The following is a 23,189-nucleotide window of genomic DNA, read 5'->3' on the forward strand; positions in this document are numbered from 1 at the left end:
GAGGCGCGGGTGACGCTCAGGAAGCCGGCTGCGCCTCGGGCAACTTCCAGACGCCGTCCAGGATCGGTTGTTCCGGCAGATAGAACCGCACCATGTAGTTCCACCCTGGCATGATCGGCAGGCAATTGGTGGTGTTGGCCGAGCAAGCGCCAAACTGCACCGACACCCGCCCTCCCTCGCCCTTCTTCGCGGTCAGGTTGTTGATGGCGTAAACACCAAGGTCGTTTGGCTGCACGTGGCCATCGGCATCGTAGACACTGATCGACCAGAAGGCCCGAACCGGAACCTGCTCCACCTCCAACCGATAAGTCGTCAGCCCGTTGTTACGCGCGGGCGTGACGATCTGGTAAAAGGCATCCTTTTGCGGATTGCCACCCCAGGCTGTAGCGCTGCCGATCAGGTGGCGGACCGGGTCGACGTCACCGGGCTTGCCGAACATATCCCGCGAATCAATCAGTGATTGCCCCAGGACAGACAGCGCGTTCCTGATCCTGGCCCGACTCGCCTCATCCCAGTCAGGCACGTCGAAGCGTCCCGGGCCATTGGGCTGGCTGACGGCAATGGCATCCTGTAAACCGTGAACCTTGTCCAGGTCCTGCGGATCGGCAGGGTCGACCAGGACCCGCACCCCCAGCATGACGTAGCGCGTACCCACCTGCGCCTTGCTGACGGTGTAATTACCGGCGTCGTAACGCACATCGACCACGTGGTGATCTTCGTTGATCAGCGCCAATGACATGAAGCGCTTGCCGGCATTGGGCAGGCTCACCGTGACGGGCCCGGCGTCCAGGTCGAACACAGCGGTGGAATAAAGGGTGTCGCGGTTGGGCCGCACGACAGTCTGGGCGCCGGCGGGTATCAGTTCGCGCCAATGGAAGAAACCGCCCAGCCCTGCGCGCTTGATGGTCAGGGCGAAATAGCGGTCGGTCTCGGCACGGACAAAATTATCGACGTTCACCGTCACCGGCGTACCCGGCAAGGCGTGGCTCGGCACAGAGGACAGGCAGGCGGCAAACACCGTGCAAGAAGCCAGCAGTACTTTCAGTTCGTTCATGTAGGGGTCCTTTCAGGTAAAGGACCGTTATGCCTTTGCCAACCCCAAACCGCCCCTCTCGTTTAGGGGGGTCTGGGGAGGCCGGCACTTTGCAACGCCAGACGTCAGGCGACCTCGATATCCTTGAGCGACGCCATGTCGATCACGAAGCGATACTTCACGTCATTGTTCTGCATGCGCGTGAACGCCTGGTTGATGTCCTGGATGTCGATCATTTCGCAACTTGGCAGCACCTGGTGTTCGGCGCAGAAGTCCAGCAGCTGCTGGGTTTGTTCCAGGCCACCGATCAACGCGCCGGCAATTGAGCGGTTGTTGATCGCCAGCAAGGCGCCGTGAATCGGCTCCAGTGGTTCCAGGGCGCCCACCAGCACGAGTTTGCCGTTGCGGGCCAGCAGCATCAGGTAAGGGTTGACGTTGTGGCCGCGCGGGATGGTGTCGAGTATCAGGTCGAAGCTGCTGGCGGCGGTTTTCATGGCCTGCGGGTCGGTGGATAGCAGTACATGATGCGCGCCGAGCGCCAGGGCATCATCGGCCTTGCCAGGTGAAGTGGTGATCACGGTGACCTCGGCGCCCAGCGCCACGCCGAGCTTGACCGCCATGTGCCCCAGCCCGCCCAGCCCGATGACCGCCAGGCGCGTACCGGTCTTGACGTCGTGCTCGCGCATCGGCGCCCAGACGGTGATGCCGGCGCACAGCAACGGACCGGTGAAGCGCGGGTCCAGCGCCGGCGGCACCCGCAACACGAAACGCTCGCGCACCACGATGTGTTGGGCGTAGCCGCCGCGAGTCACCTCGCCGCTGAGGCGGTCCAGGCCGTTATAGGTGGGTGTCATGCCTTGGCTGCAGTGCGGCTCCTGATGATGCTCGCAGGCTTCGCATTGCTGGCAGCTGTCGACCATGCACCCGACGGCGACCCGATCTCCAGCGCGGTAACGCACGACTGCCGACCCCACGGCGCTGACCCGACCGACGATTTCATGGCCCGGTACACAGGGAAAGCGCGTGCTTTTCCAGTCGTTATGCACGTAATGCAGGTCGGAATGGCAGACGCCGCAGTAGTCGATGTCGATGGCGACATCGTCGGCGCGCAGCTCACGGCGTTCGAAACGCAGGGGTTCGAGGGGGGCGTTGGCTTCGTGGGCGCCGTAGCCGATGCAGGTGGTCATGTTCATTTCTCCAAATATTGGGCAAACACCACCAAACCCTGTGGGAGCGGGCTTGCCCGCGATGGCGTCCGAACGGTCAACATCTATGTTGGGCATACGGCCCTCTTCGCGGGCAAGCCCGCTCCCACAGGGTTTGGTGGTGGTTGTTAGAATCAGGTTAGATCGAGGGACGCAACCACGGCGCGGCGCTGGTTTCTGGCGCGGCGATCTGGTTGGAAATCCACTTGCCCATGCGCCGCATCGGCTCGATGGAATCCTGGGGCGCGGCAAACTTCATGGCGGCGGCGTAGCCCAGGGAAACGATGCGCTGGGCGCCATACAGCGGCAGCACATCCTTGAGCTGGTCCTTGATGCTCTCTGGATACACGCCGACTGTCTGGGTGTAGGCGTCGACCGCAGCCATCATTTCGCTCAAGTCGTCGACCGGCACCAGGTTGGCGGTACGGTCGTCGAGGCTGGCGGCGAAGGACACCGGCTCCGGCAATTGCGAGCAAATGATCGCGCCCTCGCCTTCCTTGCCGCCGATGACCTGGTACCACTCGTCATCCAGGCGCAGTGCGTCGACGTGGGCCTTCAAGCCCTGGTCGTAACGCTTGGGCGCGGTGCTCAGGGTATTGGGCAAGCCCAGCATGGCTTCATAGACATACTGGCCAAAGGTGTTGAGCCTCTGCAGGCCCAGCTCGTCCGTGCCGCTCTGCACATACACCACCCGCGCGCAGACACAGCCCTTCTGATTGATCGCACCGATATCGGCCGCCAGGCGCACCGCCGCTTCGCGCATGTTCGCTTCGCTGTAGAAGGCCTCCTGGCCGATGATGCTGGCGCTGCGCTTGGGGTCCAGGGAAATCAGCTCAAGGCCGGGCTGGATGTACTTGGTCACGTGCTTCATCGAGGCGAAACCGCCCCAGGCGACGATTTTTTCCAGGTTCTGCGGTTGGTACAGGCGCTGCTCGAACGCCTCGTCGCCGCCCTTCCAGTAAGCCACCGAAAGGTGTTTGGTCAGCGGATGGTCCGGGGCCATGTCGACCATGGTGCGGGCGATGGCCAGCGCGGTGAACGGGTCGTTGGACGGCGCCTTGATGATCGCGTCGCTGCGCAGCACCATGTTGCGGATGATGGTCCACAACGACAGGGACACCGCGTTGCCGGCGACGATGTGCAGGGTGCGCGCGCCGAAGCAGCGCACCTCAAGCTCGGTGCCGTCGAGCAGCGTCTGCGGCACCCAGCCTTCCAGGTACTTGATGCCGACCGTACTTTCCGCCATCTCGGTGATGAGCTCACGTGTCAGCAAGTGCTTGAGGCCCATGTAGGAGCCCTTGACGATGGTCGGGGTGGTCGGCGCCGTCAGGAACGACAGTTCACAGGCTTCCTGCAGGTACCGGTTCTTGTCCAGGTCCAGACGCGCGCCGAGTTCGACGGCGTAATCGAGAATGTCGTCGAAACTCAAGCGGTACAGATCGGCGAGTTTCGCCGGATTGCCCAGGGGCAACTGGTCGATGTACTTGCTGGCGTCGGGGGTCAGGAAACTCAGGTCGCCGCCGCGGCCCCCCACTTCGATCAGGTTGTCGGTGATGACCTGACCACGAATGATCATTGGTGCAATGGGATGGGACATGGCTCAGCCTTCCAGGGTGTTGAGGAAATCCATCGCTTCGCGATGGGATTGTTCGGACGCGGCGCAGGTGATCTTGTCGTCCCCACCGTTCTTTTCGCTGTAGCGCTGGATCGCCCCGACCACATAGCGGCTGTGGCGCCCGCAGGTGCAGGGTTCATCCCATTCGATGGTGACCTCGTCGCCGGTGATGAAGCCGCCCCAGTGGATATCGGCGCCCAGGTCGAAGAACGCCGCACGCCCGGTCTGGCGGCCGTGGCGTGGCAGTGGCTTGCTGGTTTCGGGATCGAGCAGGAAGGGAATCGCGGTGTGCGAGAAGTGGTAATTGCCCTGTTCGCATTTGAGGTGCGAACCACTGACCACCTCCGACATGGCGTAGGACTCGTTCAGCGTCTTCACCCCCAGGAAGCGCATGACGTCTTCGCGCCAGTTCTCGGGCGGCACCACACCTTTGGCGCCGCCGGTGGTGATGATGTAGGAGTCGGGATGGAACACCCCTTCAAGACCACGTTCCAGACCGGCAACGGCCATGTTGTGCAGCAGGTTCCAGGTGCCGCCGATATACACGCGCTTGCCCTTCAGGCGAGTGGCGATGTCATCGAAAAATGCCGCCAGGTGCTGCGGCATCTCGGCTTGTTGCTGGTCGAAGGCTTTTTTCTTGGCCAGCAGTTCGGGCGCCACCACCAGGCGATCCAGCGTGCCATTGGCATGGGCGGCACGCAGCCGGGCGCCCAGGCGCAGTACATCGCTGGACAGGGTCGACGGATAGGCCGGGTGGAAGTGCGAGAGATCGGGCAGCAGTACGCGTGTCAGCGATCCCATGCCACGCAGGTGGCTGAGGTAGCCTTTGCGGTAGTACGGGTAGGCGGTGTGCAAGTCCGGGTCCGGGGTGTCCGCACCGGTCATGTTCCAGGCGTAGAGCTTGCGCACTTCGGAGGCTTTCTCGAACTCCCGCGCACTGCAGGGCAGAAACGAAAGCGTGCCGGACGTGCCCGAAGTATGGCTCAGGCAAAGCTCGGGAATTTCCCTGTCCATGGTTTCAAACCAATCGTCCAGGCCTGTGCAGGCACTGACGTCGACAGCGGTGATCTTCTCGGCCAGTTCCGGAACCACCAGTTTGCCCAGCCATTTGTTGATCGCGGCGAAGTTGTTCTTTTCCAGCAGCGATGGCGGGTAGGACTTGAACATCGTGTGTTCGAACAGCAGCGGCACGACGTCGTCGAGCTGCTCGATACTGTTGATTCCTTCGGCTTCCGCCAGTTTGTTGAGCACCGCAATCCGGTCGCGCATTTCGGCAAAACGGCGTTTGAGCCCCGCCAATTGCAGCGCATCGATCTGTTCGCCAGGCAATTGTTTCCAGTTCTGCAAGCTATGATCGACCAGGGCTGCCGGGTCGCTCAGCAGTAGTTCGACCTGTTCTTCTGTTGTTCTTGTCACGGGACAATCTCCGGAAATTCACTCGTTCGCGCCTTGACCGTCGATGCACAACGGCCTTGATGGCGGAACCAGTTTAGGGGCAGCAGAGGCAATATCATTTCCGGATTCCGGCACCCGAAAACAAATCATATGTCTCTGTTTTATATGGTTATTAGTCTATTTTGTGGGTTCTCGAAACCGATTATTCCGGGTCTGCCGTGGTCAACAGGGCATGGAGCATGCGCGTCAGCAAACGAACGGTGTCGTCATCAAGCAGGTATTCGGGTTTTTCGATCAACAGCGCACGGGGTAAAGCGGTGACCGCCTGATAGGCCAGGAAGCCGGCCTTCTCGCGGTCACGCACCAGAACCTGATCGGAAAAGCGTTGCACCAGCGCCGGAATGACCATGGAAATCCAGAAGCGCTCCGGCTTGACGATCTCCAGGCGCACCAATTCGCCGTAGTAGGCAGACTTGAGGCTCAGCTCGGAATCGACCTGCAGCCAGCGATGCAAGGCTGAAAGACCGGTGCGCAGGATCATCTCGATGCCGTCATAGAGGCTGGCCGATGCCGGTAGCGCGTGGATGTTGGCAATCACCTGCTGGCGGACATCGGCGCGGTAGTCTTCGAAGATCGCGCCGATCAGCGACTCGATGGTGGGAAAATATTCGTAGATGGAACTGATCGCGACTCCCGAGTAATCGGAAAGACGATAAATCGACAACGCCTCCCGTCCTTCGCCTTCGAGGATCTCGCGCCCGGCGGTCTTCAGCGCGTCGACGAGGGCGACCGAACGTGCCTGTTTCGGATGTTTGCGGGGTTTGGCCGGCAATTCCACCACGACATTGTCATGGCTGTTCTGACCACGAGATCCGATCTTCTCGTGACCTTGTACCGTGAGTTGGCGGGCCATGGCTCAGGTCGGGCCGCTGGTCATAACAATGGCGACAGCAAGTGCAACAAGGGAATAGCGCATACAGAATCCTCAAACGTGGAACGCGTCCACCATGATCAGCCCAGGGCACTGACGCCCGTGAGCACTTTGGCGATCGACAGCTTTTGCGCGTCGGTCAGCCCGTGCGGAACCGGCAGCACGATAGCCTCGCGTACGAGACGCTCAAGTTCGAGCGCGGCGCTCAGGCCCTTGCCGCCAGGCAGATGCAAGGCATCCTGGCAAGCCTTGAGTGCCATTTCGCTGGCCAGCCAGCGCGCCATGCACGCCTGAACCTCGCAAGGCGTGCCGTCGTCGATCAGCGAATAAGCTCGAAAGCAGGTCAGTCTCGCCGCTTCGAGCCTTGTCGCCATTTCCGCAATCCTGAGCGCCACCCATGGCTGCGATGCAGGCGGTCCGCCAGGCCCGTCAGGGTTTTGCGCGGCGACAATGCATGCCTCCAGCACCGCCCGTGTCAACCCGATGGATAGTAGGGCCGCCCCGACGTCGATCTTTTCCAGCAACCTGGCCTGTTGCTGCGCGCCATCGTGCTCTTGCCAGATCGCATGGCTGGCAGGCAAGCGCACATTGCGAAATGACACTCGGGTATTGAATGTCCCGTTCAGGCTGGGCCGGTCGATGATCCGCGAGGCAAATCCATGCTGCTCGCGCTCCACCAGCACATGACGCAATGTGCCGTCCCCGGTACGCACCGAGGCGATGAGAAAGTCGCAGTACAGACCGTTGCAAACCCGCTCATGCGTACCGTTGATCACCCAGCCGTCCGCCGTTGGCCAGGCATTGACGCCACCTTCGAGACCCGTTGCCTGGGCATCGGCCTGGTGCAGATAAAAACCGCCGCAGCTGCGCCCTGCGAGCAAATCCGGCAAATACCGTTCGCGCAACCCGTGCCGTGCCGGGGGCAGGTCCGCCAGCACGCTCGCAACCAGCATATTACCGATGACGCAATGGGCGATTTCGCAAGAGACCACGCACAGCTCCTCGAGCAGCATGGCCTCGGTGACCACGCACAAACCCATGCCACCAACAGCCTGCGCAATACTCGCGCCGGGCAGGCCGAATTCGGCGATGCCCTGCGTGATTTCACGCAGCCTCTCCCGGGGAATGGGCCCGCCCCGGTACGCTCGGACCACGGGCGTTACCTCCGATGCGAGAAAGGTACGGAAGCTGTCCACTGCCTGTCTCTGCGCATCAGTGGTTTTCTGTAGTTTCATGGTCTGATTCCCTGCTGCCCATCGTCGCGAACCCACCGGAACATTCGAGCCCGCTCAAGCAACAGGTTATGCCCAACGGCCGCCAGGTCACCCCCCTCCGTTGGGAGGGGGCAGGCACGCAAATCAGCCCAGGCTGCGAGCGATGATCAGCTTCTGGATATGGCTGGTGCCCTCGTAGATCCTGGTCACCCGCACATCCCGGCAATAACGCTCAACCGGAAAATCATTCAGGTAGCCGTAGCCACCATGGATCTGCAGCGCGTCGGAACACACTTTCTCAGCCATTTCGCTGGCGAACAACTTGGCCATGGAAGCTTCCTTGGCACAGGCCACACCAGCCTCGCAAAGCCGCGCGGCATGCACCATGTAATGGTGCGCGACATCGACTTGCGCCGCCATGTCCGCCAGGTCAAACGCCACCCCTTGCAGGTTGATGATCGGTGCGCCGTAAGCCTCACGCTCCCTGGCGTAGCCCACGGCCGCCTGCAGTGCAGCACGAGCGGTACCGGCGGCAACGGCGGCAATGGCCACCCGCCCTTCCGACAACGACCCCATCACATTACGATAGCCTGCCCCTTCCTCGCCCAGCAGGTTCGCTACCGGTACCCGGCATTCTTCCAGCTGGATTTGTGCCACATGGGCCGAACGTTGACCCATCTTGTGTTCAACGCGCGCCACGACGTATCCGGGGCTTTCCTGCGGGTCGACCATCAGCAGGCTGCTGCCCTTCTTGCCGGCGGCCTTGTCGGTGACCGCCAGCACCAGGCCCAGGCCTGCTTCGTTGCCGTTGGAGATGAATTGCTTGCTGCCATTGAGTACGTAGTGCTCGCCTTCGCGCCGGGCCTGGGTGCGGAATGCAGCCGTGTCGGAGCCGGCGTGAGGCTCGCTGAGCAAAAATGCCCCGATGCGCTTGCCGCTGGCGAGGTCCGGCAGGTACTTGCGCTTCTGTTCTTCGTTACCCAGGCGCGCCACGGCCAGGCCCACCGAGTTGTGCACGTGGATCAGGGTGGCGAAACCGGTGTCGGCGGCGGCGAACTCCTCGATGGCCAGGCAGTACTCGACGAAGCTGGCGCCGGCACCGCCATACTCTTCAGGGATCAGCATGCCGAGAAAGCCTAGCTCGGCAGTCGCTTGAAGTTCATGGCGCGGCCAGGTGGCGCTGCGGTCGCGCTCGGCGGCGGTGGGTGCAACCACTTCGGCGGCCACTTTGCGCGCCGATTCGCGGATCATGATTTCCTGTTCGCCGAGGAACGCTGCGGATGTGTCGCTCATGGTAATTCCTTATGAATTCAGGTTCAGACAGGGTTCGGATCGGCCTGTACGGATTGCACCGTCCGGGCCTTGGGTTCGATGGCAACGGGCGTCTCGGTGGGTTGCGGCATGGCCACTGGTGAACCGTGGACATGCACGTCCCTGAGCAAAAAGTGCGACAGCGCCGGGATCAGGGCCAGGGCGCCGAGCATGTTCCACAGGAACATGAAGGTCAGCAGGATGCCCATGTCGGCCTGGAACTTGATGGGCGAGAACGCCCAGGTGATCACACCCGCCGCCAGGGTCACGCCCACCAGCGCGACCACTTTGCCGGTGAAGCGCAAGGCATGGCGGTAGGCTTGGGCCAGGGTGTCCCCGGCCCGCTGGCGGGCCAGCTGGATGCTCAGCAGATACAGGGCGTAGTCGACGCCGATACCCACGCCCAGCGCGATCACCGGCAGGGTCGCGACCTTGACGCCCATGCCCAGCAGCACCATCAACGCCTCGCAAAGAATCGAGGTAATCACCAGCGGCACAACGGCGACAACAACCGCGCGCCAGCTGCGGAAAGTGATGAAGCACAGCACGATGACCGCCGCGTACACGTACAACAGCATGGTCAGGTTGGCTTTCCTGACCACGATATTGGTCGCCGCTTCGATCCCGGCGCTGCCGGCGGCCAGCAGGAACTGGCGATCCGGCGTGCTGTGCGCGGTGGCGAAGGCTTGCGCGGCCTGCACCACCTGATCCAGGGTCTGCGCCTTATGATCGCTGAGGTACGCAACCACCGGCATCACCGAGCAATCGTTGTTGAACAGCTCGGGGTTGCTGGTGCTTGCGGTGCGCGCCGCATAATTGAGCACGTCCTGGTTGGGCGAGATGGACATCCATTTCGGGCTGCCTTCGTAAGAGCCCGCGGTAATCTTGCGCACCGCATCGGCCAGCGACACAGTGCTCTGTACGCCCGGCACTTGCTGCAGGACCCAACCCAGGCGGTCGGCATCGACCAGGGTCTGGTATTCCAGGCAGCCTTCGGCCCGCGTCTTGACGATGACCGCGAACTGGTCCGAAGACAGCGAGTACTTGCTGTTGATATAGGCGTTGTCCAGGTTGTAGCGCGAATTGGGCCGCAGCTCCGAAGCCCCGGCATCCAGATCGCCAATCTGCAGCTGAGTACTGACGACGAAGCCCGCCACCGTCAGGATCGCCGCCCCCAACAACAGCGCCGTCGCCCAGCGCCGCTGTGTGAAACGCTCGAGCAGGCGCCAGACCCCACCGGCCTCGCGTTGATCCTTGCGCAGGCTGCGCGCCGCAGCCTTCGGGCTGACGCCGGTGTAGGACAGCATCACCGGCAGCAGGACCAGGTTGGTGATCACCAGCAGGGCCACGCCGATGGACGCTGTGACCGCCAGGTCCTGGATGACCGGAATGTCGATCAGCATCAACACGCCAAAGCCCACGGCGTCAGCCACGAGCGCCGTGACCCCGGCCAGGAACAGGCGGCGGAAGGTGTAGCGGGCAGCGACCAGTCGATGGGTGCCACGGGCCACGTCCTGCATGATGCCGTTCATTTTTTGCGCGCCATGGGACACGCCGATGGCGAACACCAGGAACGGCACCAGGATCGAATAAGGATCCAGCGCGTAACCCAGCCGGGCGATCAGCCCGAGTTGCCACAATACCGCGATGCACGAACAGCCCAGCACCAGCACGGTGCTGCGTACACATCGGGTCCAGGCAAAGATGATCAACGCCGCAATGACGGCCGCCACGGCGAAATACAGGATCATCTGCTGCAAACCATCGAGCAGATCGCCCACCACCTTGGAAAAGCCGACGATCCGGATGTTCAGGTCAGCGCCGCCGTGAGTGCCGGAATACTGGGCGCGTATGCTTTCCAGGCGCTTGGAAAGCTCCCAGTAGTCCAGCGGTTTTCCAGTGCTGATGTCCTTGTCCAGCAAAGGCAGGAAAATCATGCTGGAGCGGAAATCGGTGCCCACCAGATTCCCCAGCAGCTGCGCCCGGCCAATGTTCTGGCGCAAGGCGTCGATGCCGGCTTGGGAGCCCGTGTAATTATCCGGCATCACCGGGCCACCGGCGAAGCCCTCTTCGGTGACCTCGTTCCAGCGCACCACCGGCATCCATAACGACTTTACGTTGGCCCGGTCGACGCCCGGGGTCAGGAACAGTTCGTCGTTGATCTGCTTGAGCGCCTGCAGGTAGGCGGGATCGAAAATATCTCCCGTGCGATTCTGCACCACCACACGCACCGCATTTCCCAGCCCCTTGAGCTCGTCGCGATTGTCCAGAAAGTTGCGGATATAGGGATGGTTCTGCGGGATGGTTTTCTCGAACGCGGCATTGAGCGTCAGCCGCGATGAATCCCAACCGAGGATCAGCGTCACGACGCTACACAGGAGAATCACCAGTAGCCGATGGTTGAAGATCAACCGCTCCAGACGACTGCCTGACTGGTGGTTGAATTCGTCAATGTTACTGATCGATTGCAGGTTGTCGCTGGCGTTGTGGCTACCCATCACAGCTCTCCGACTTTCTTTTTCTGTTGCAGGTTTTGCACGCGCACGCCGCCCAGGCCGGCCAGGGCGACGGCCCCGTCGGCAGCGGGTGCGATTGCAAAGTTGGGCGCCACGCGGTCCACCGCGACGCGGCTGAAGGTCGCTCCACGGTCAGTGGAGCGCAGCAATTGGCCGGTTTGGCTGGCCAGCACGATCGAGCCGTCATCGGCCATCAAGCCGCTGGTGATGCCTTCCTTGATGCCGGTATCGACCTTGTCCCAGGTGGCCCCACCATCGAGGCTGCGCAGGGCGTTGCCGCGCAAGCCATAGACCAGCACCAGGCGTTCATCGCCGAGCAAGCCGAACAAGGTCCCCTCGTAAGGCAATTCGACTTTCACGAAACGCTGGCTGGCGGCATCCAGTTTCAGCACCAGTCCCTGTTCGGCGACCATGAACAGCGTGCCGGCTGCCGGGCGCATGCCATAGAGGTGCATGCTGCGCGGGTTGTCGACTCGATCCTGCCAGGAGGTCCAGGTCTGGCCGCCGTCCTCGGTGCGCAAGATCAGATTGAAGGCACCCGTGACAAAACCCGTGCGCTCATCGGCGAACCACACATCCAGCAGCGGCTTGTCGGCGCCTTGGGCGGCGAACAATTCGGCGTCCTGCTTCAGGCGCTGAGCTTCGAGGTCCTCCGGGTTGGTGGGATGGCCGTATTGCTTGAGCAAAATTGTGGCGATCTGTCGACCATCGAGCTGCCTGGCCCAGGTCTTGCCCGCATCACTGCTGTGCAACACGACGCCTTCGTGGCCCACGGCCCAGCCTTCGGTGGCGCTGGGGAACGCCAGCGCGGTCAGGTCAGAACTGACCGGCACCTGGGCCTGGACCCAGGTCGTGGCGTTGTCGCTATAGAGAACATGGCCGCGCTGGCCGGCAGCAATCAGCCGCCCACCGGCCTTGGCCAATGCGTTGAGTGGCGCGTGGATCGCCCGGGTGCTTTGCAACGAGGGTGTGTCCAGGGGCGAGACAAAGACCGGTTGCGAGAATGCGTGCCCCGCCAGAAGCGCAGTCAGGATCACCAGGGGCCGTCGTAATAATGGTTTGAACACCTTGTCACCTCACATCAGTTGCGCGTGAACGCGCAGTGCACCCGGGGTGGCTCGCAACGGGGCCACCCCGGGTCGGCTTGCAGCAGCGGCTTAAAGCGTGGTCTTGAAGGTGAAGAACACCGCGCCGCGATCTTCCAGCAATGCCTGGCTGCCACTCGGGGTCAGGGCCGCGCCGGTAACGGGGTTGGTCGAGTAGTCACCGAAATAGTCCACGTACTTCAGATCGAAGCGGTAGCGGCTGTAGAGGTCGAGAGCCAGGCCCACCGCGTAGCTGCCGGCATCCTTGTTGCCGCCAGAGGCGACCGCCGAGTTGCCCGAAAGACCTTGGGAGTAACTGATTGGCATCGACAGGTCGCCCCCGGGGAACACCTGATACCAGTTCGGCGTGAAGTTGACGGCAATGCCATAGGCATCACGGGACACTTCGTCGATGTTGGTCGATACCGCCTTGTAGGCAGACGAGCCCTTGAACAGGTTCAGCGGGTCGTCGTTGACCGAGATCCAGCGGCTCCAGGTCAGCTCGGTGGACCAACTGGCGCTGTCGAACAGCGGGGTCGGGCTGACCGTGCCGATCGCGTTGAGCACACCGTGCAGGGTGTCGCCACGGGCGCCAAGAATGTCGCCGTCGTCCGGCAGTTGTGCGACCGAGGTGACCCGCGCCGCCGAGCTCACCAGCGGCATGTTGTGGCGGTAGTCGAGGTCGGCACCGACGCTGATGCCGCCGATTTCCTTCGACAGGCTGATGCCGTACATGTCGATTTTGTCGGCGTAGTTGAGGTAATACTGCGGGCGGGCATTGGCCAACAAAATCACCTGCGGCAGGGTGTCGGAGAACTGGCGCACGTAGAACCCCAGGGTGCCGTCCAGCCACTCCGGGCTCCAGCGCGTCATCACGCCCCAGTCCCCGGAATTGCGCGGTTCGATGTCATCGCCGTGAATGGCACGCAATGTGGGGCTTAGGATGAACGACTCGCCACCTTGCTGGTAGATATCGGCAAAACCCAGGTAGCTGCCGGCTTCAGGCACTCGCGATGGCCGCCATTCGAAGAAGTACTGCGCAGCGAAAGACCACTCGGGGTTGACCTGCAATTGCGCGGAAATCTGGTTGCGCGGCAAATACAGCTCCTTGGCCTCGATTCCTGGCAGGGCCAGCGCCTTGCCCTGGTCCAGTGGTGCCTGGCCGTAGGAGATGCCATGGATGGCGCCGGCGCCCAGCAACGACTCACCCCAGTTCACCGTATGGCGGCCCAGGCGGGCCTTGAGCGGCATATCACCCAGCTCGTACTCGCCGAAAACGAAGGCATCCATCCATTCGCCGGACGGGCCTTCGTAGTAGCGGTCGGTGTAGCGGCTAAGGCCTGTGGCCGGGCGACCACTGGAATTGAGGTGGTTGGAGGTGGCGACACTGTCGTTGTCCAGGTCACCGGCGTAGGCGGCGTCGTACCAGAGCGCGGCACTGACACGCGCGCCGTACTTGCCCTTGTAGATGAGGTCCGACTCGGTGAGGACGTCCAGGCGATTGTTGACCAGCCGGTGCTTGTCGAAGTTGCGGTCGCCGTCGTCATTGTTCGGGTTGGCCAGGATCGCCTTATCCTGCCCTTCGGTACGCATCCCCAGGTTGTAACGCAGGGTGTTGTCCCAACGCAGCTGGATGTCTTCGTTGCCGGTGTCGATCTCGACCGCGCCGGCGCTGCCGCAGGCTATCGCGCACATGGCCACGACCGTTGCCTTCAATGCATGAGAACTGGTGGGATGACTTTGACTGGATTTGTTCTTGTTATTCATCTGGGTGCCTCCTCCCCTGGGTTGAACCTGGACCTCCAGGTTCGCAAGCCACTCGATCAGTGATCGAGTGCTGCGCAGGGTGCCAGCGTCAGCCCGCCGTCCTCCCCCCCCTTTCTGAAAGGGGGTGTCCCCCTACCCCCCGGCCTGGCGTGCTGTTCACTTAAGCGTGGGGTTGTATCCAAGAACTGGATTGGGTGTATATCCGTTGCTGCGGTAACGGCGACTTATGGTTTCGCTCTTATGTATGGACTCGCCCCCACTGGCCACCTGTTTTTCAAACACTGCTACCCGGTTGCATCTATGTATAAGGCCTGTTCGAGGAAGCCCTGTCTGCGGCTTCTGGCCGACATTGGTTGAGCTCGCGGTATGCCGATTACATGCAGGCCTCGAAGGCCGGTAAGAGCGCAGGCATCGATCCGCGACGGTCTGACCTGGGGTCAATGTTTTCTAGCAGGGGCTGAAGCGCCGTGGCGCCCCGGTGGCAGAACGCTTTTGTTCAGTGACTTGGCGCAGCTGGCCGGCCATGGGCCGGTTGGCTGCGGTAAGTCTGCTCATTTTGTAGCAGCACCCAAACGATTCGCAGGTTGCGGTTCGCCAAGCGTATCGCCGCTTCCTTGCGCCCCAGCCGGGCCTGCCACCGTTGCAAGCGACGATCGTCGGGCAGCTCCGAATCCGCGCGCAAATGCCTCAATACCGCGTGAGCACCTTGAACCATCAGGCTGCGCACATAGCTGTCGCCGCGTTTGCTTATCCGGCCCAGGCGAATTTTCTGCCCACTGCTTTTCTGCTCAGGCACCATGCCGAAGTAGGCGGCGAACTGGCGTGCATTGGCGAAGCGCTCAGGGTCGGTCTGCTTGGCCAAAAGCGCAGTGGCGATGATCGGGCCGATCCCGCGCACGGTCATCAGCCGTCGGGCCGTTTTGTCCTCGTTCGCGGCCTTCTCCAGGCGACCGGTCAGGACGTTGACCCGTTCGCCCAGTTGGCGCCACTCACCCAGCAGCTCGTCGATCAGTTCACGCAACATCTCCGGCAACGGTTGAGTGGCATCTTCCAGCACCCGAGGCAGGGTCTGGTTGATCGCCGCATCACCCTGTGCCAGGACAACGCCATGCTCCATCAGCAAACCGCGCATCTGGTTACTCATGGCTGTGCGCCGACGGACATAACCCTGGCGGGCCCGGTGCAAGGCCTGCATGGCCAGTGCGGTGGCGCTTTTGATGGGGACCGCGGCAATTTTGCTGTCGCGCCCGGCACGCAATATGGCCAGTGCATCATTTCGATCATTTTTGGCGCCGCTGCGGTGCTGGGCCACAAGCTGTGCCGGAAGAATCCGCGCCAGATTGCCCTGAGCCTGTAGTTGGCGCGCCCATGCTTGAGCGCCTGGACCTGTTTCCACGAGCACTACTATCCTTGGCGGCAGTTGGCGCAGAAAGGCATGAAAGGCTTCACGCGACTTGATGCGTTCTTCGTAAAGCACTTGGCCAAGAGCGTCTTCGCCTGCCACCTGAAAGACCTGCTTGGCCAAATCGACCGCCACTGTCGTGCAGGCCGACAGATCGCTGGAAGACAAAGACTGTTTAACCGTCGTATGCTTTTTCATGGATTCGCCCTCGCTGTCGGTGGCTTCTTAGACTGCCCCCGTGGCGCATTGACGCCTCGGCGCGGGCGAGTCCATCCAATTACAGCGACTCCCTTTTTCAAACGCCAAAAAGGAAGCAAAAGGCTTTGCCCCACCACTCGGTGCCTCGCTAGGGCTCGGCATGCCCTCTCTCCGGCATTGCTCCGTGGGTCGCCGCGATGGGCCATCCCTGGCCCAGCGCGGCTAAACCGGCGTCCTGCCGGTTTACCCACTGCGCAATGCCTGCGTTCGGCCATCGTGGTTAACGGGGCGCCCAGATCAAAAACAAAAGCGAGGCGGCCTTATAGCCGACCTGACTTTTACGGCTGCACCTGATTCCCTGTGGGAGCCAGCCTGCTGGCGATGGACGTCAACGATAACCCGCCCTGTCTGGATGAATGCGCCGCCTGGAAGTCCATCGCCAGCAGGCTGGCTCCCACAGGGGAATGTGGACAGACCTGCAATCAGGTTGGCTATAAGGCCGCCTCGCTTTGGCTTTTGCTCTGCTTTGGCTTTTGATTTTCTTGCCTATATCGAGAGGCTTCGTTCCGGTTCTGCGCAGTGGCTAAACCGGCATGGATGCCGGTTTAGCCACGCTGGGCCATGGATGGCCCAGCGCGGCGGGGTTTGTAGGAGCGAGCATGCTCGCGAAAAAACTGAGCGCACCGCGGGGTGCCAGGCTCCCCGCGTCATCGTTGACCTCCATCGCGAGCAGGCTCGCTCCTACAGGCTCTTCCAAGTGACTCGCCGTAAGGGCGAAACCATAGGTGGCCGTTACCGCAGCAACGGATATACACCCAATGTAAATATGCACCCGCAGCCCCAACCTGACCCTATAGGATCACGTTCAGATCAACGAGTGCCGCACTGGATATCCAGGGTCAACGCGTTGAGGTAGGCGTTTTCCACCACATGTCGCACCAGCGCGGCGAACTCCTCCGGCAGGCCCATGCGCCGGGGAAACAACAAGCCGTTGACGATGGTCTCCGAGACTTTCGCCGGCATGCCCGCGGACATGCCGGACTCGAACAGCCCCGGCGCCAGGCTCACCACGCGGATCCCGTGTTCGGCCAGGTCGCGGGCGATCGGCAGGGTCATGCCAATGATCCCGGCCTTGCTCGCACTGTAGGCCGCTTGCCCCATCTGCCCCTCACGCGCAGCACCCGACGCCGTGTTGATGATCACCCCGCGCTCGCCACTGTCCCCGGGCGTGTTCGTCGACATGGCCAGGGCGGCGTGCCGGATCATGTTGAAGGTACCGGTGAGGTTGACCCCCAGCACCCGGTTCCACAGCTCGGTTGGAAACAACTGGCCCTTGGAGAGGGTCTTGCACGGCCCCAGTATCCCCGCGCAGTTCACCGCCACATGCACCGCGCCAAAGCGTTGCACCACCGCGTCGATAGCCGCCTTGACGCTGGCCTCGTCGGATACGTCGACCGCGATACCGACAATGCCTTCGAGCGCTGCATCAAGCCGTTGCTGATCCAGGTCGAACCCCACCACGCTGGCCCCGGCTGCCGCCAGTGCCTTGCAAGTGGCCAGGCCAAGCCCCGATGCCGCGCCCGTGACGACGGCTACTTTGTTATCCAGTTTCATCGTGATTCCTTTGTTGGCACCCGGATTGGGGACCTGGCAGATCTTAAGAAACAAAACCACCCTCCCGTCCCTCCCATTGCGGATGCACAACACTGCGTTGAGCAACACCCCTGGGGCTTGAATGGAGCTATCGTAAAATCTTGACCTGCATCGACAGGTTGGCTAGTTTCGCCCGGCGCGTAAGTCGCCGTGACCGTGGCGCGAGGATAAGAAGTTGCCAGACACCCCAGCCAGACACCTGGTCTCGACCCGGTTTTCGCCACCGCGCATCGGTACTCGCCATGTGCCCCGCACGGCCCTGCTCGCTCAGCTCAAACGCATGCACCACTGCAAGCTGGCGCTGGTCACCGGTGCGGCGGGTTACGGCAAGACGACCTTGATGGCGCAGTGGCGCCAGGACCGGCTCATGGCCGGCGCGGAAGTTGCCTGGGTTTCGCTGATGGCCGAAGACAAGGGTTACACCGCCTTCTGCACAGCGCTGTTCGAAGGGTTGCGCCGGCTGGGCATCGAAGTGGACAGCGACCTGTTGCGCGAAGACAACACGCTGCCGGCGATGCAAACCTGTGTCGCCATCATCGTCGAAGCGGCGGCCATGCTGAGCAAGGAGCTGTACCTGATCGTCGACGACTACCACCATGTGGAAGTCCCACATGCCCACAAGCTGATTCAAAAATTGCTCGACCAGAGCCCGGGCAACCTGCATCTGGTGCTGGCCTCGCGGGTCAACCCGCCACTGAGCCTGTCGCGCCTGCGGGTCATGGACCAGGTGGTGGAAATCGAAAGCGCCGAGCTGCCGTTCGACCTGGCCGAGACCCGCACCTTCGTCGAAGAGAACCTGGGCACCGACAAGATCAATGCCGATGAGCTGAGCCTGATCCATGACCTGACCAACGGCTGGCCGTCGTGCCTGCAACTGATCGTCATCATGCTCAAGAACCGCCCCTCTAGCCGCTCGCTGCTCAATGACCTGGTCTGGCGCTCCAGCGACCTGCAAAGCTATCTGAGCGAAGAAGTGGTGGCGCACCTGCCGGACGAACTGGTCGAAGTGGCCGAAACGTTGTCGATCTTCCGTCGATTCAACGCCGCCATGGCCGTGACGGTGACTGGCCATGTCGACGCCGGTGAACTGCTGCAGCGCATGGAAGACGAGAACCTGCTGATCCAGCGGGTCGACTCCGAAGACCGCATGACCTGGTATCGCTTCCAGCCGTTGTTCGGTGAGTTCCTCAGCGCGCGCCTGGAGCGTCGGGGCCGGGACATCCGCGCTTTGCACCGCCTCGGTGCCCAATGGTTCGCCGGTCACAACTGCCTGACCGAAGCGGTTCGCCACGCCAGCCTGGGCGATGACATCGATTTTGCGATACGGGTGATCGAACAGGCAGCGCCAGCCACCTGGAGCCTGGAGTACCTGGCCCCGACCCTGCGCCTGCTGGAGCGCATGCCCGAGGATGTGCTGTTTTCCCATCAACGCCTGCTGTTCCTGGCCTGCGTCACGGTTTCGCTGACTTCGCGCCCGGGCAGGGCGAAATCCTGGCTCGAGCGTCTGCAGGCCAGCGACCTCAGCGCGCACCCCGAACTGGTCAGCGGCCTGCCGGTGATCCACGCGGCCATCGCCATTCAGGAAGACGACAGCGAGCGTACCATCGACCTGCTCGAGCACGTGCGCGATGCACCTATGGAAAACCCCTTCCTGCGCTACATGCTGCTGGCGGCGTTGAGCGTCGCCTATTACACGGCGGGACGTTATGCCGATGCCCGGCGCCTGTTCGACATCCATCCGATACCACCGCAGGATCGCGGCAACGACATGGCACTGGTCGCGGAATCGGCGCGCTTGACCACCTATATGATGAGCGGCGAGATCGGCGTGGCCGAACCGCTGGTATCCGAATTGCTCGAGCGTTCCACCCGCGAAGGCGGACACCGTTCGATTTGTGCCAACCTCTGTGCCAGCCTGTTGGCCGATGCATTCTACGAGCTCGACCGGATCGATGACGCGCGCGAACTGATCGCCAACCGCTTTGGCTTGCTGCACTCCTCCGTTCCCGATGTCATCGTACGCACCAATATCAGCCGCAGCCGTCTGGACCTGCTGCAGAAAGGTCCGGATGCCGCACTGGCCTTTCTGCGCCAGCAAATCGCCCACCTGCGCAGCCTGGGGCAGATTCGCCCGGTGGCCCAGTTACTGGGCGAACAGGTGCGCGTGAGCCTGATCAAGGGCCAGCGCAATCAAGCGGTGGAATTACTGCAAACGCTTGAAGAGTTTGTCCGCAACCACGGCAGCGAGCGCGGTGGTCGGGCGGAACTGCCAGCGATCGCCGCATTGGCCCGCGCACGGGTACTCATCAGCGAGGACTCCCAGGCAGCCCTGCAGGCATTGAAAACAGTGGGAGACTACGCCGAACGCTTCCAGCGCAATCGCCTGGCCGTACTGGTCGACCTGCTGTCGGCCGGCGTACTGCAAGACCTCGATTGTCCCGAGCAATCCCTCGAATGCTTGCGTCGGGCCGTGGAAGCCGGACAGCGCCTTGGGCTGATTCGCACCTTGCTGGACGAAGGCGCATTGAGCGAAAAACTGCTTGGCCGTCTTGCCCAAACCCCGCTTGAAGACCCCGTGCGCCATTACGTGGACCAACTGATCGATAAGTTGACCGGCCCCTGCGCGCAGGCGCAGGCAACAACTCCGGCGCGGCGCAAGGCAGCCACGGGGCAAGAGCCACAATTGACACCCCGCGAGCGCGAGATTCTCAGCCTTGTGGCCCAGGCCATGTCCAGCAAGCGCATCGCCCATACGCTGGACATCACCCTGGACACCGTGAAGTGGAACCTGCGTAACATCTACGCCAAGCTCGGGGTCTCGAGCCGCTACGATGCCATGGTCTGGGCGCGCAACCACAAACTGATCGACTGACCCCTAGCGACTCCCCTCCCGTCGAGAGGGGAAGTCGTACCCTGTGATGATTCAGAACGCGAAGTGGCTCTCCGGCATGGCCATCAGGCAACCGGCACCTGCGAGCAATGCCTCGCGATGGGCACCGGCCCGTGGCAACACTCGGCGCAGGTAGAAGTCGGCCGATTGCAGCTTGGCCTGATAGAACGCCGCTTCCCCGCTGCCAGCCTGCAGGGCCTCACTGGCACGCACAGCCGCCTGCAGCCACAAGGCCGCCAACATCACGTAGGCCGAATAGGCCAGGAAGTCCACCGACACCGCGCCAATCTCTTCGGGGTCGCGGCGGCATGCTTGCAGCACCGAGTCGGCCAGCGCCCGCCACTCCTGGAGGCGTTGTGCGACCCGCTCGGCCATGTCGGCCATCTGCGGATGAGCCGTGGCCAATGCTGCCTGGGTAGCCAGTTCGTCAATCAATGCATTGAGTTCGCTGCCGCCGTCGCCGAGCAACTTGCGGCGGATCAGGTCCAGCGCCTGGATGCCATTGGTACCTTCATAAAGCTGGGTGATGCGGCTGTCGCGCATCAGTTGCTCCATGCCCCATTCGCGGATGAACCCGTGACCGCCGTACAACTGCACGCCGAGGCTGGCCACTTCCTGCCCGCAGTCGGTGAAGAACGCCTTGATCATGGGGATGAGCAACGCGGCGCGACGGCTGGCGGCATCCCGTTGAACCGGGTCGGTGGCGCCGTGTTCGAGGTCCAGTTGTCGGGCAGCGTAGGCGGCCAGCATGCGACAACCTTCGCTGAGGGTCTTCTGGGTGAGCAACATGCGCCGCACATCCGGGTGCACGATGATCGGGTCGGCAGGTTTTTCCGGCGCCACGGGGCCTGTGATCGCCCGCGACTGCAAGCGCTCGCGGGCATAGGCCAGGCCGCCCTGGAATGCCGCTTCGGCGATACCCAGGCCCTGCAGCCCGACCTGGAAACGTGCATCGTTCATCATGGTGAACATGCAGGCCAGGCCCAGGTTCGGTTGACCCACCAGCCAGCCGGTGGCGTCGTCGAAATTCATCACACAGGTGGAGGCGCCCTTGATGCCCATCTTGTGTTCCAGCGCGCCACAACCCAGCGAGTTGCGTTCGCCAAGCGAGCCATCGGCGTTGACCAGCCGCTTGGGCACAAGGAACAGGCTGATGCCCTTGACGCCCGGTGGTGCGTCGGGCAAACGGGCGAGCACCAGGTGAATGATGTTGTCAGTGAAGTCCTGCTCGCCGCCGCTGATGAAGATCTTGCTGCCACTGAGCCGGTAGCTGCCGTCGGCCTGGGGCTGGGCGCGGGTACGCAACAGCGCCAGGTCGGTCCCGGCCTGGGGTTCGGTGAGGCACATGGTGCCGGTCCACTCGCCGCTGACCAATGGCCCCAGATAGCGCTGCTTGAGCGCCTCGCTGCCGTGGCGATGCAGGGCCAGCACCGTGCCTTCGGTCAGCCCGGAATAGACGCGGAACGACAGCGAGGCGCTCATCAGCATCTCGTGGAAGCTCGCCGAAACCATTTGCGGAAAGCCCTGGCCATCAAAGTCCAGCGGCCCGGTCATGCTGGCCCAGCCTTGCTCGACAAAGAGCTTGTAGGCCTGGGCAAAGCCATCCGGCGTGGTGACTTCTCCGTTCTCCAGGCGACAGCCCTGCTCGTCACTGTTGCGATTGAGCGGCGCCACCACCTCGGCGGTGAACCGCGCGGCCTCTTCGAGCACGCCGTCGATGGTCTCGCGGTCCAGGCCATTGCCCAGTTGCTGGCAATGCCCGGTGACGTCAAACAGTTCGTGCAGGACAAAACGCATATCGCGCAGCGGTGCTTGATAGCTCATGCCCGCCCCTCCCCATCGACCCGACCCATTGTGCCGACCACTAAAAACGTCGCCCGCTGTACGTCAAATCTTTTGCTCACACCGACACTCCCCAAAGCTGAAAAGAAGGATTGCCGACACCCTAAGCAGCTGCCTACTATTTGAGAAATTTCATTTTCATATGCGTGATATTTGCAGAATGAATACAACCAACTTCGACCTAAACCTGCTGCGTATCCTCGACGTGCTGCTGCGCGAACAGAACGTCTCCCGCGCCGCCGAGCGCCTGGCCCTCAGCCAGCCGACGGTGAGTAATGCCCTGGCACGCCTGCGCGAACAGCTCGATGATCCGTTGCTGGTGCGTATCGGCCGGCGCATGCAACCGACGCCCAAGGCCCTGGCGCTTGAAGGCCCGATTCGCGCGGCGTTGCAGCAGATCGAGCAGACCCTCAACGTCGACGAAAGCTTCGACCCACTGTCCAGCCGGCAGACCTTTCGCATTGCCATGACCGACTTTGTCGAACAGGTGTGCATGCCAAGCCTGCTGCGGCATTTGCAGGACAGCGCGCCCAACCTGCGCCTGGACATCGCCCCACTGGCGCCCAGCCTGCCGATCGATGCCCTGGATCGCGGACAACTCGACATGGTGCTGGGCCGCTTTGACGAAATCCCGGCACGCTTCGCCCGTCACCACTGGCGCAGCGAAACGCTTCAGGTCGCGTTGCGCCAGGACCATCCGCTGGTCAATGGCGCGCTGGACCTGCAGACCTTTCTGCGCTTGCGCCACCTCTGGGTACATGGCGGCCAGACCCGTGGCATGGTCGATCAATGGCTGGGGGAACAGGGGCTGTCACGGCAAATCGTCTACACCACCCCCAACTACCTGCAGGCGGCGCATCTGGTCGCGGCCTCGGACCTGTGCGTCGTGCTGCCGACCCAACTGGCGCGCAACTTCGCGACGTTGCTGCCTTTGCAGCTGCATGATTTGCCGTTTGCACTGGACGCTTTCGAGCTGGACCTGGTGTACCTGGCACAACGTGGACAGGATCGAGCGATGAGTTGGTTGGTGGGGGAAATTCTGCAGGTTGGCAAAGCTCCAGGGACATGATTGCGGTGGCGCCCCTGGCTGTTCAACCTGCACCATCATGCACCTGGCGTGGAAAACAGCTTC

Annotated in this window: 15 protein-coding genes; 2 read left to right on the forward strand and 13 right to left on the reverse strand. The window is 62.4% G+C overall.

Annotated elements, in window-relative coordinates; genetic code table 11:
* Positions 1-16: 16 nt before the first annotated feature.
* From OH720_RS16340 to OH720_RS16395, 12 genes are all read right to left on the reverse strand, one after another.
* Positions 17-1,054, reverse strand: coding sequence for a DUF1254 domain-containing protein (locus OH720_RS16340; RefSeq protein ID WP_272602004.1), 1,038 nt, complete (start codon positions 1,052-1,054; stop codon positions 17-19).
* Positions 1,055-1,158: 104 nt separating this feature from the next.
* On the reverse strand, positions 1,159-2,220 hold the full coding sequence (locus tag OH720_RS16345; RefSeq protein WP_272602005.1) for an NAD(P)-dependent alcohol dehydrogenase: 1,062 nt from the start codon (positions 2,218-2,220) through the stop codon (positions 1,159-1,161).
* A gap of 157 nt (positions 2,221-2,377) precedes the next feature.
* Entirely contained in the window at positions 2,378-3,835 is a 1,458-nt protein-coding gene (locus OH720_RS16350) for an acyl-CoA reductase (protein WP_272602006.1), read from the reverse strand.
* Between the two features lie 3 nt (positions 3,836-3,838).
* Positions 3,839-5,269, reverse strand: coding sequence for a hypothetical protein (locus OH720_RS16355; RefSeq protein ID WP_272602007.1), 1,431 nt, complete (start codon positions 5,267-5,269; stop codon positions 3,839-3,841).
* Positions 5,270-5,450: 181 nt separating this feature from the next.
* On the reverse strand, positions 5,451-6,161 hold the full coding sequence (locus OH720_RS16360; RefSeq protein ID WP_272602008.1) for a TetR/AcrR family transcriptional regulator: 711 nt from the start codon (positions 6,159-6,161) through the stop codon (positions 5,451-5,453).
* A gap of 98 nt (positions 6,162-6,259) precedes the next feature.
* Positions 6,260-7,414 carry an acyl-CoA dehydrogenase family protein gene (locus OH720_RS16365; RefSeq protein WP_272602009.1) on the reverse strand — a complete coding sequence of 385 codons (1,155 nt, stop codon included), beginning with the start codon at positions 7,412-7,414 and terminating at the stop codon, positions 6,260-6,262.
* Positions 7,415-7,537: 123 nt separating this feature from the next.
* Positions 7,538-8,686 carry an acyl-CoA dehydrogenase family protein gene (locus OH720_RS16370; protein ID WP_272602010.1) on the reverse strand — a complete coding sequence of 383 codons (1,149 nt, stop codon included), beginning with the start codon at positions 8,684-8,686 and terminating at the stop codon, positions 7,538-7,540.
* Positions 8,687-8,709: 23 nt separating this feature from the next.
* The gene (locus OH720_RS16375) at positions 8,710-11,202 is read right to left on the reverse strand and encodes an efflux RND transporter permease subunit (protein ID WP_272602011.1); all 2,493 of its coding nucleotides are present in this window, start codon (positions 11,200-11,202) and stop codon (positions 8,710-8,712) included.
* Positions 11,202-12,287 carry a WD40/YVTN/BNR-like repeat-containing protein gene (locus OH720_RS16380; RefSeq protein WP_272602012.1) on the reverse strand — a complete coding sequence of 362 codons (1,086 nt, stop codon included), beginning with the start codon at positions 12,285-12,287 and terminating at the stop codon, positions 11,202-11,204. The genes OH720_RS16375 and OH720_RS16380 overlap by 1 nt, the downstream gene beginning before the upstream one ends.
* Positions 12,288-12,377: 90 nt before the next feature.
* On the reverse strand, positions 12,378-14,072 hold the full coding sequence (locus tag OH720_RS16385; RefSeq protein WP_272602013.1) for a DUF1302 domain-containing protein: 1,695 nt from the start codon (positions 14,070-14,072) through the stop codon (positions 12,378-12,380).
* A 496-nt stretch (positions 14,073-14,568) separates the two neighbouring features.
* Positions 14,569-15,627, reverse strand: a complete 1,059-nt coding sequence (locus tag OH720_RS16390; protein ID WP_272606438.1) for an IS110 family transposase — start codon at positions 15,625-15,627, stop codon at positions 14,569-14,571.
* A 915-nt stretch (positions 15,628-16,542) separates the two neighbouring features.
* Positions 16,543-17,286, reverse strand: coding sequence for an SDR family NAD(P)-dependent oxidoreductase (locus OH720_RS16395; protein ID WP_272602014.1), 744 nt, complete (start codon positions 17,284-17,286; stop codon positions 16,543-16,545).
* 214 nt (positions 17,287-17,500) lie between these two features.
* On the opposite strand from OH720_RS16395, the gene OH720_RS16400 reads away from it, so the two are divergent.
* The gene (locus tag OH720_RS16400; protein ID WP_272602015.1) at positions 17,501-20,197 is read left to right on the forward strand and encodes a LuxR C-terminal-related transcriptional regulator; all 2,697 of its coding nucleotides are present in this window, start codon (positions 17,501-17,503) and stop codon (positions 20,195-20,197) included.
* A 51-nt stretch (positions 20,198-20,248) separates the two neighbouring features.
* Here OH720_RS16400 and OH720_RS16405 read toward each other — a convergent pair whose 3' ends face one another.
* A complete protein-coding gene (locus OH720_RS16405) occupies positions 20,249-22,039 on the reverse strand; it encodes an acyl-CoA dehydrogenase C-terminal domain-containing protein (RefSeq protein ID WP_272602016.1) in 1,791 nt (596 codons plus the stop codon).
* Positions 22,040-22,199: 160 nt separating this feature from the next.
* Here OH720_RS16405 and OH720_RS16410 point away from each other — a divergent pair, with 160 nt between their 5' ends.
* A complete protein-coding gene (locus tag OH720_RS16410) occupies positions 22,200-23,126 on the forward strand; it encodes a LysR family transcriptional regulator (RefSeq protein ID WP_442967196.1) in 927 nt (308 codons plus the stop codon).
* Positions 23,127-23,189 lie beyond the last annotated feature (63 nt).

Source organism: Pseudomonas sp. WJP1 (genome assembly GCF_028471945.1).
In the GTDB taxonomy this organism is placed as follows: Bacteria; Pseudomonadota; Gammaproteobacteria; order Pseudomonadales; family Pseudomonadaceae; genus Aquipseudomonas.

What these genes read in the sequence shown, in the direction of transcription:
- OH720_RS16340 (WP_272602004.1), bottom strand. Translation starts at nt 1,054, where the DNA reads ATGAACGAACTGAAAGTACTGCTGGCTTCTTGCACGGTGTTTGCCGCC.
- OH720_RS16345 (WP_272602005.1), bottom strand. Translation starts at nt 2,220, where the DNA reads ATGACCACCTGCATCGGCTACGGCGCCCACGAAGCCAACGCCCCCCTC.
- OH720_RS16350 (WP_272602006.1), bottom strand. Translation starts at nt 3,835, where the DNA reads ATGTCCCATCCCATTGCACCAATGATCATTCGTGGTCAGGTCATCACC.
- OH720_RS16360 (WP_272602008.1), bottom strand. Translation starts at nt 6,161, where the DNA reads ATGGCCCGCCAACTCACGGTACAAGGTCACGAGAAGATCGGATCTCGT.
- OH720_RS16365 (WP_272602009.1), bottom strand. Translation starts at nt 7,414, where the DNA reads ATGAAACTACAGAAAACCACTGATGCGCAGAGACAGGCAGTGGACAGC.
- OH720_RS16370 (WP_272602010.1), bottom strand. Translation starts at nt 8,686, where the DNA reads ATGAGCGACACATCCGCAGCGTTCCTCGGCGAACAGGAAATCATGATC.
- OH720_RS16375 (WP_272602011.1), bottom strand. Translation starts at nt 11,202, where the DNA reads ATGGGTAGCCACAACGCCAGCGACAACCTGCAATCGATCAGTAACATT.
- OH720_RS16385 (WP_272602013.1), bottom strand. Translation starts at nt 14,072, where the DNA reads ATGAATAACAAGAACAAATCCAGTCAAAGTCATCCCACCAGTTCTCAT.
- OH720_RS16395 (WP_272602014.1), bottom strand. Translation starts at nt 17,286, where the DNA reads ATGAAACTGGATAACAAAGTAGCCGTCGTCACGGGCGCGGCATCGGGG.
- OH720_RS16405 (WP_272602016.1), bottom strand. Translation starts at nt 22,039, where the DNA reads ATGAGCTATCAAGCACCGCTGCGCGATATGCGTTTTGTCCTGCACGAA.
- OH720_RS16410 (WP_442967196.1), top strand. Translation starts at nt 22,200, where the DNA reads ATGCGTGATATTTGCAGAATGAATACAACCAACTTCGACCTAAACCTG.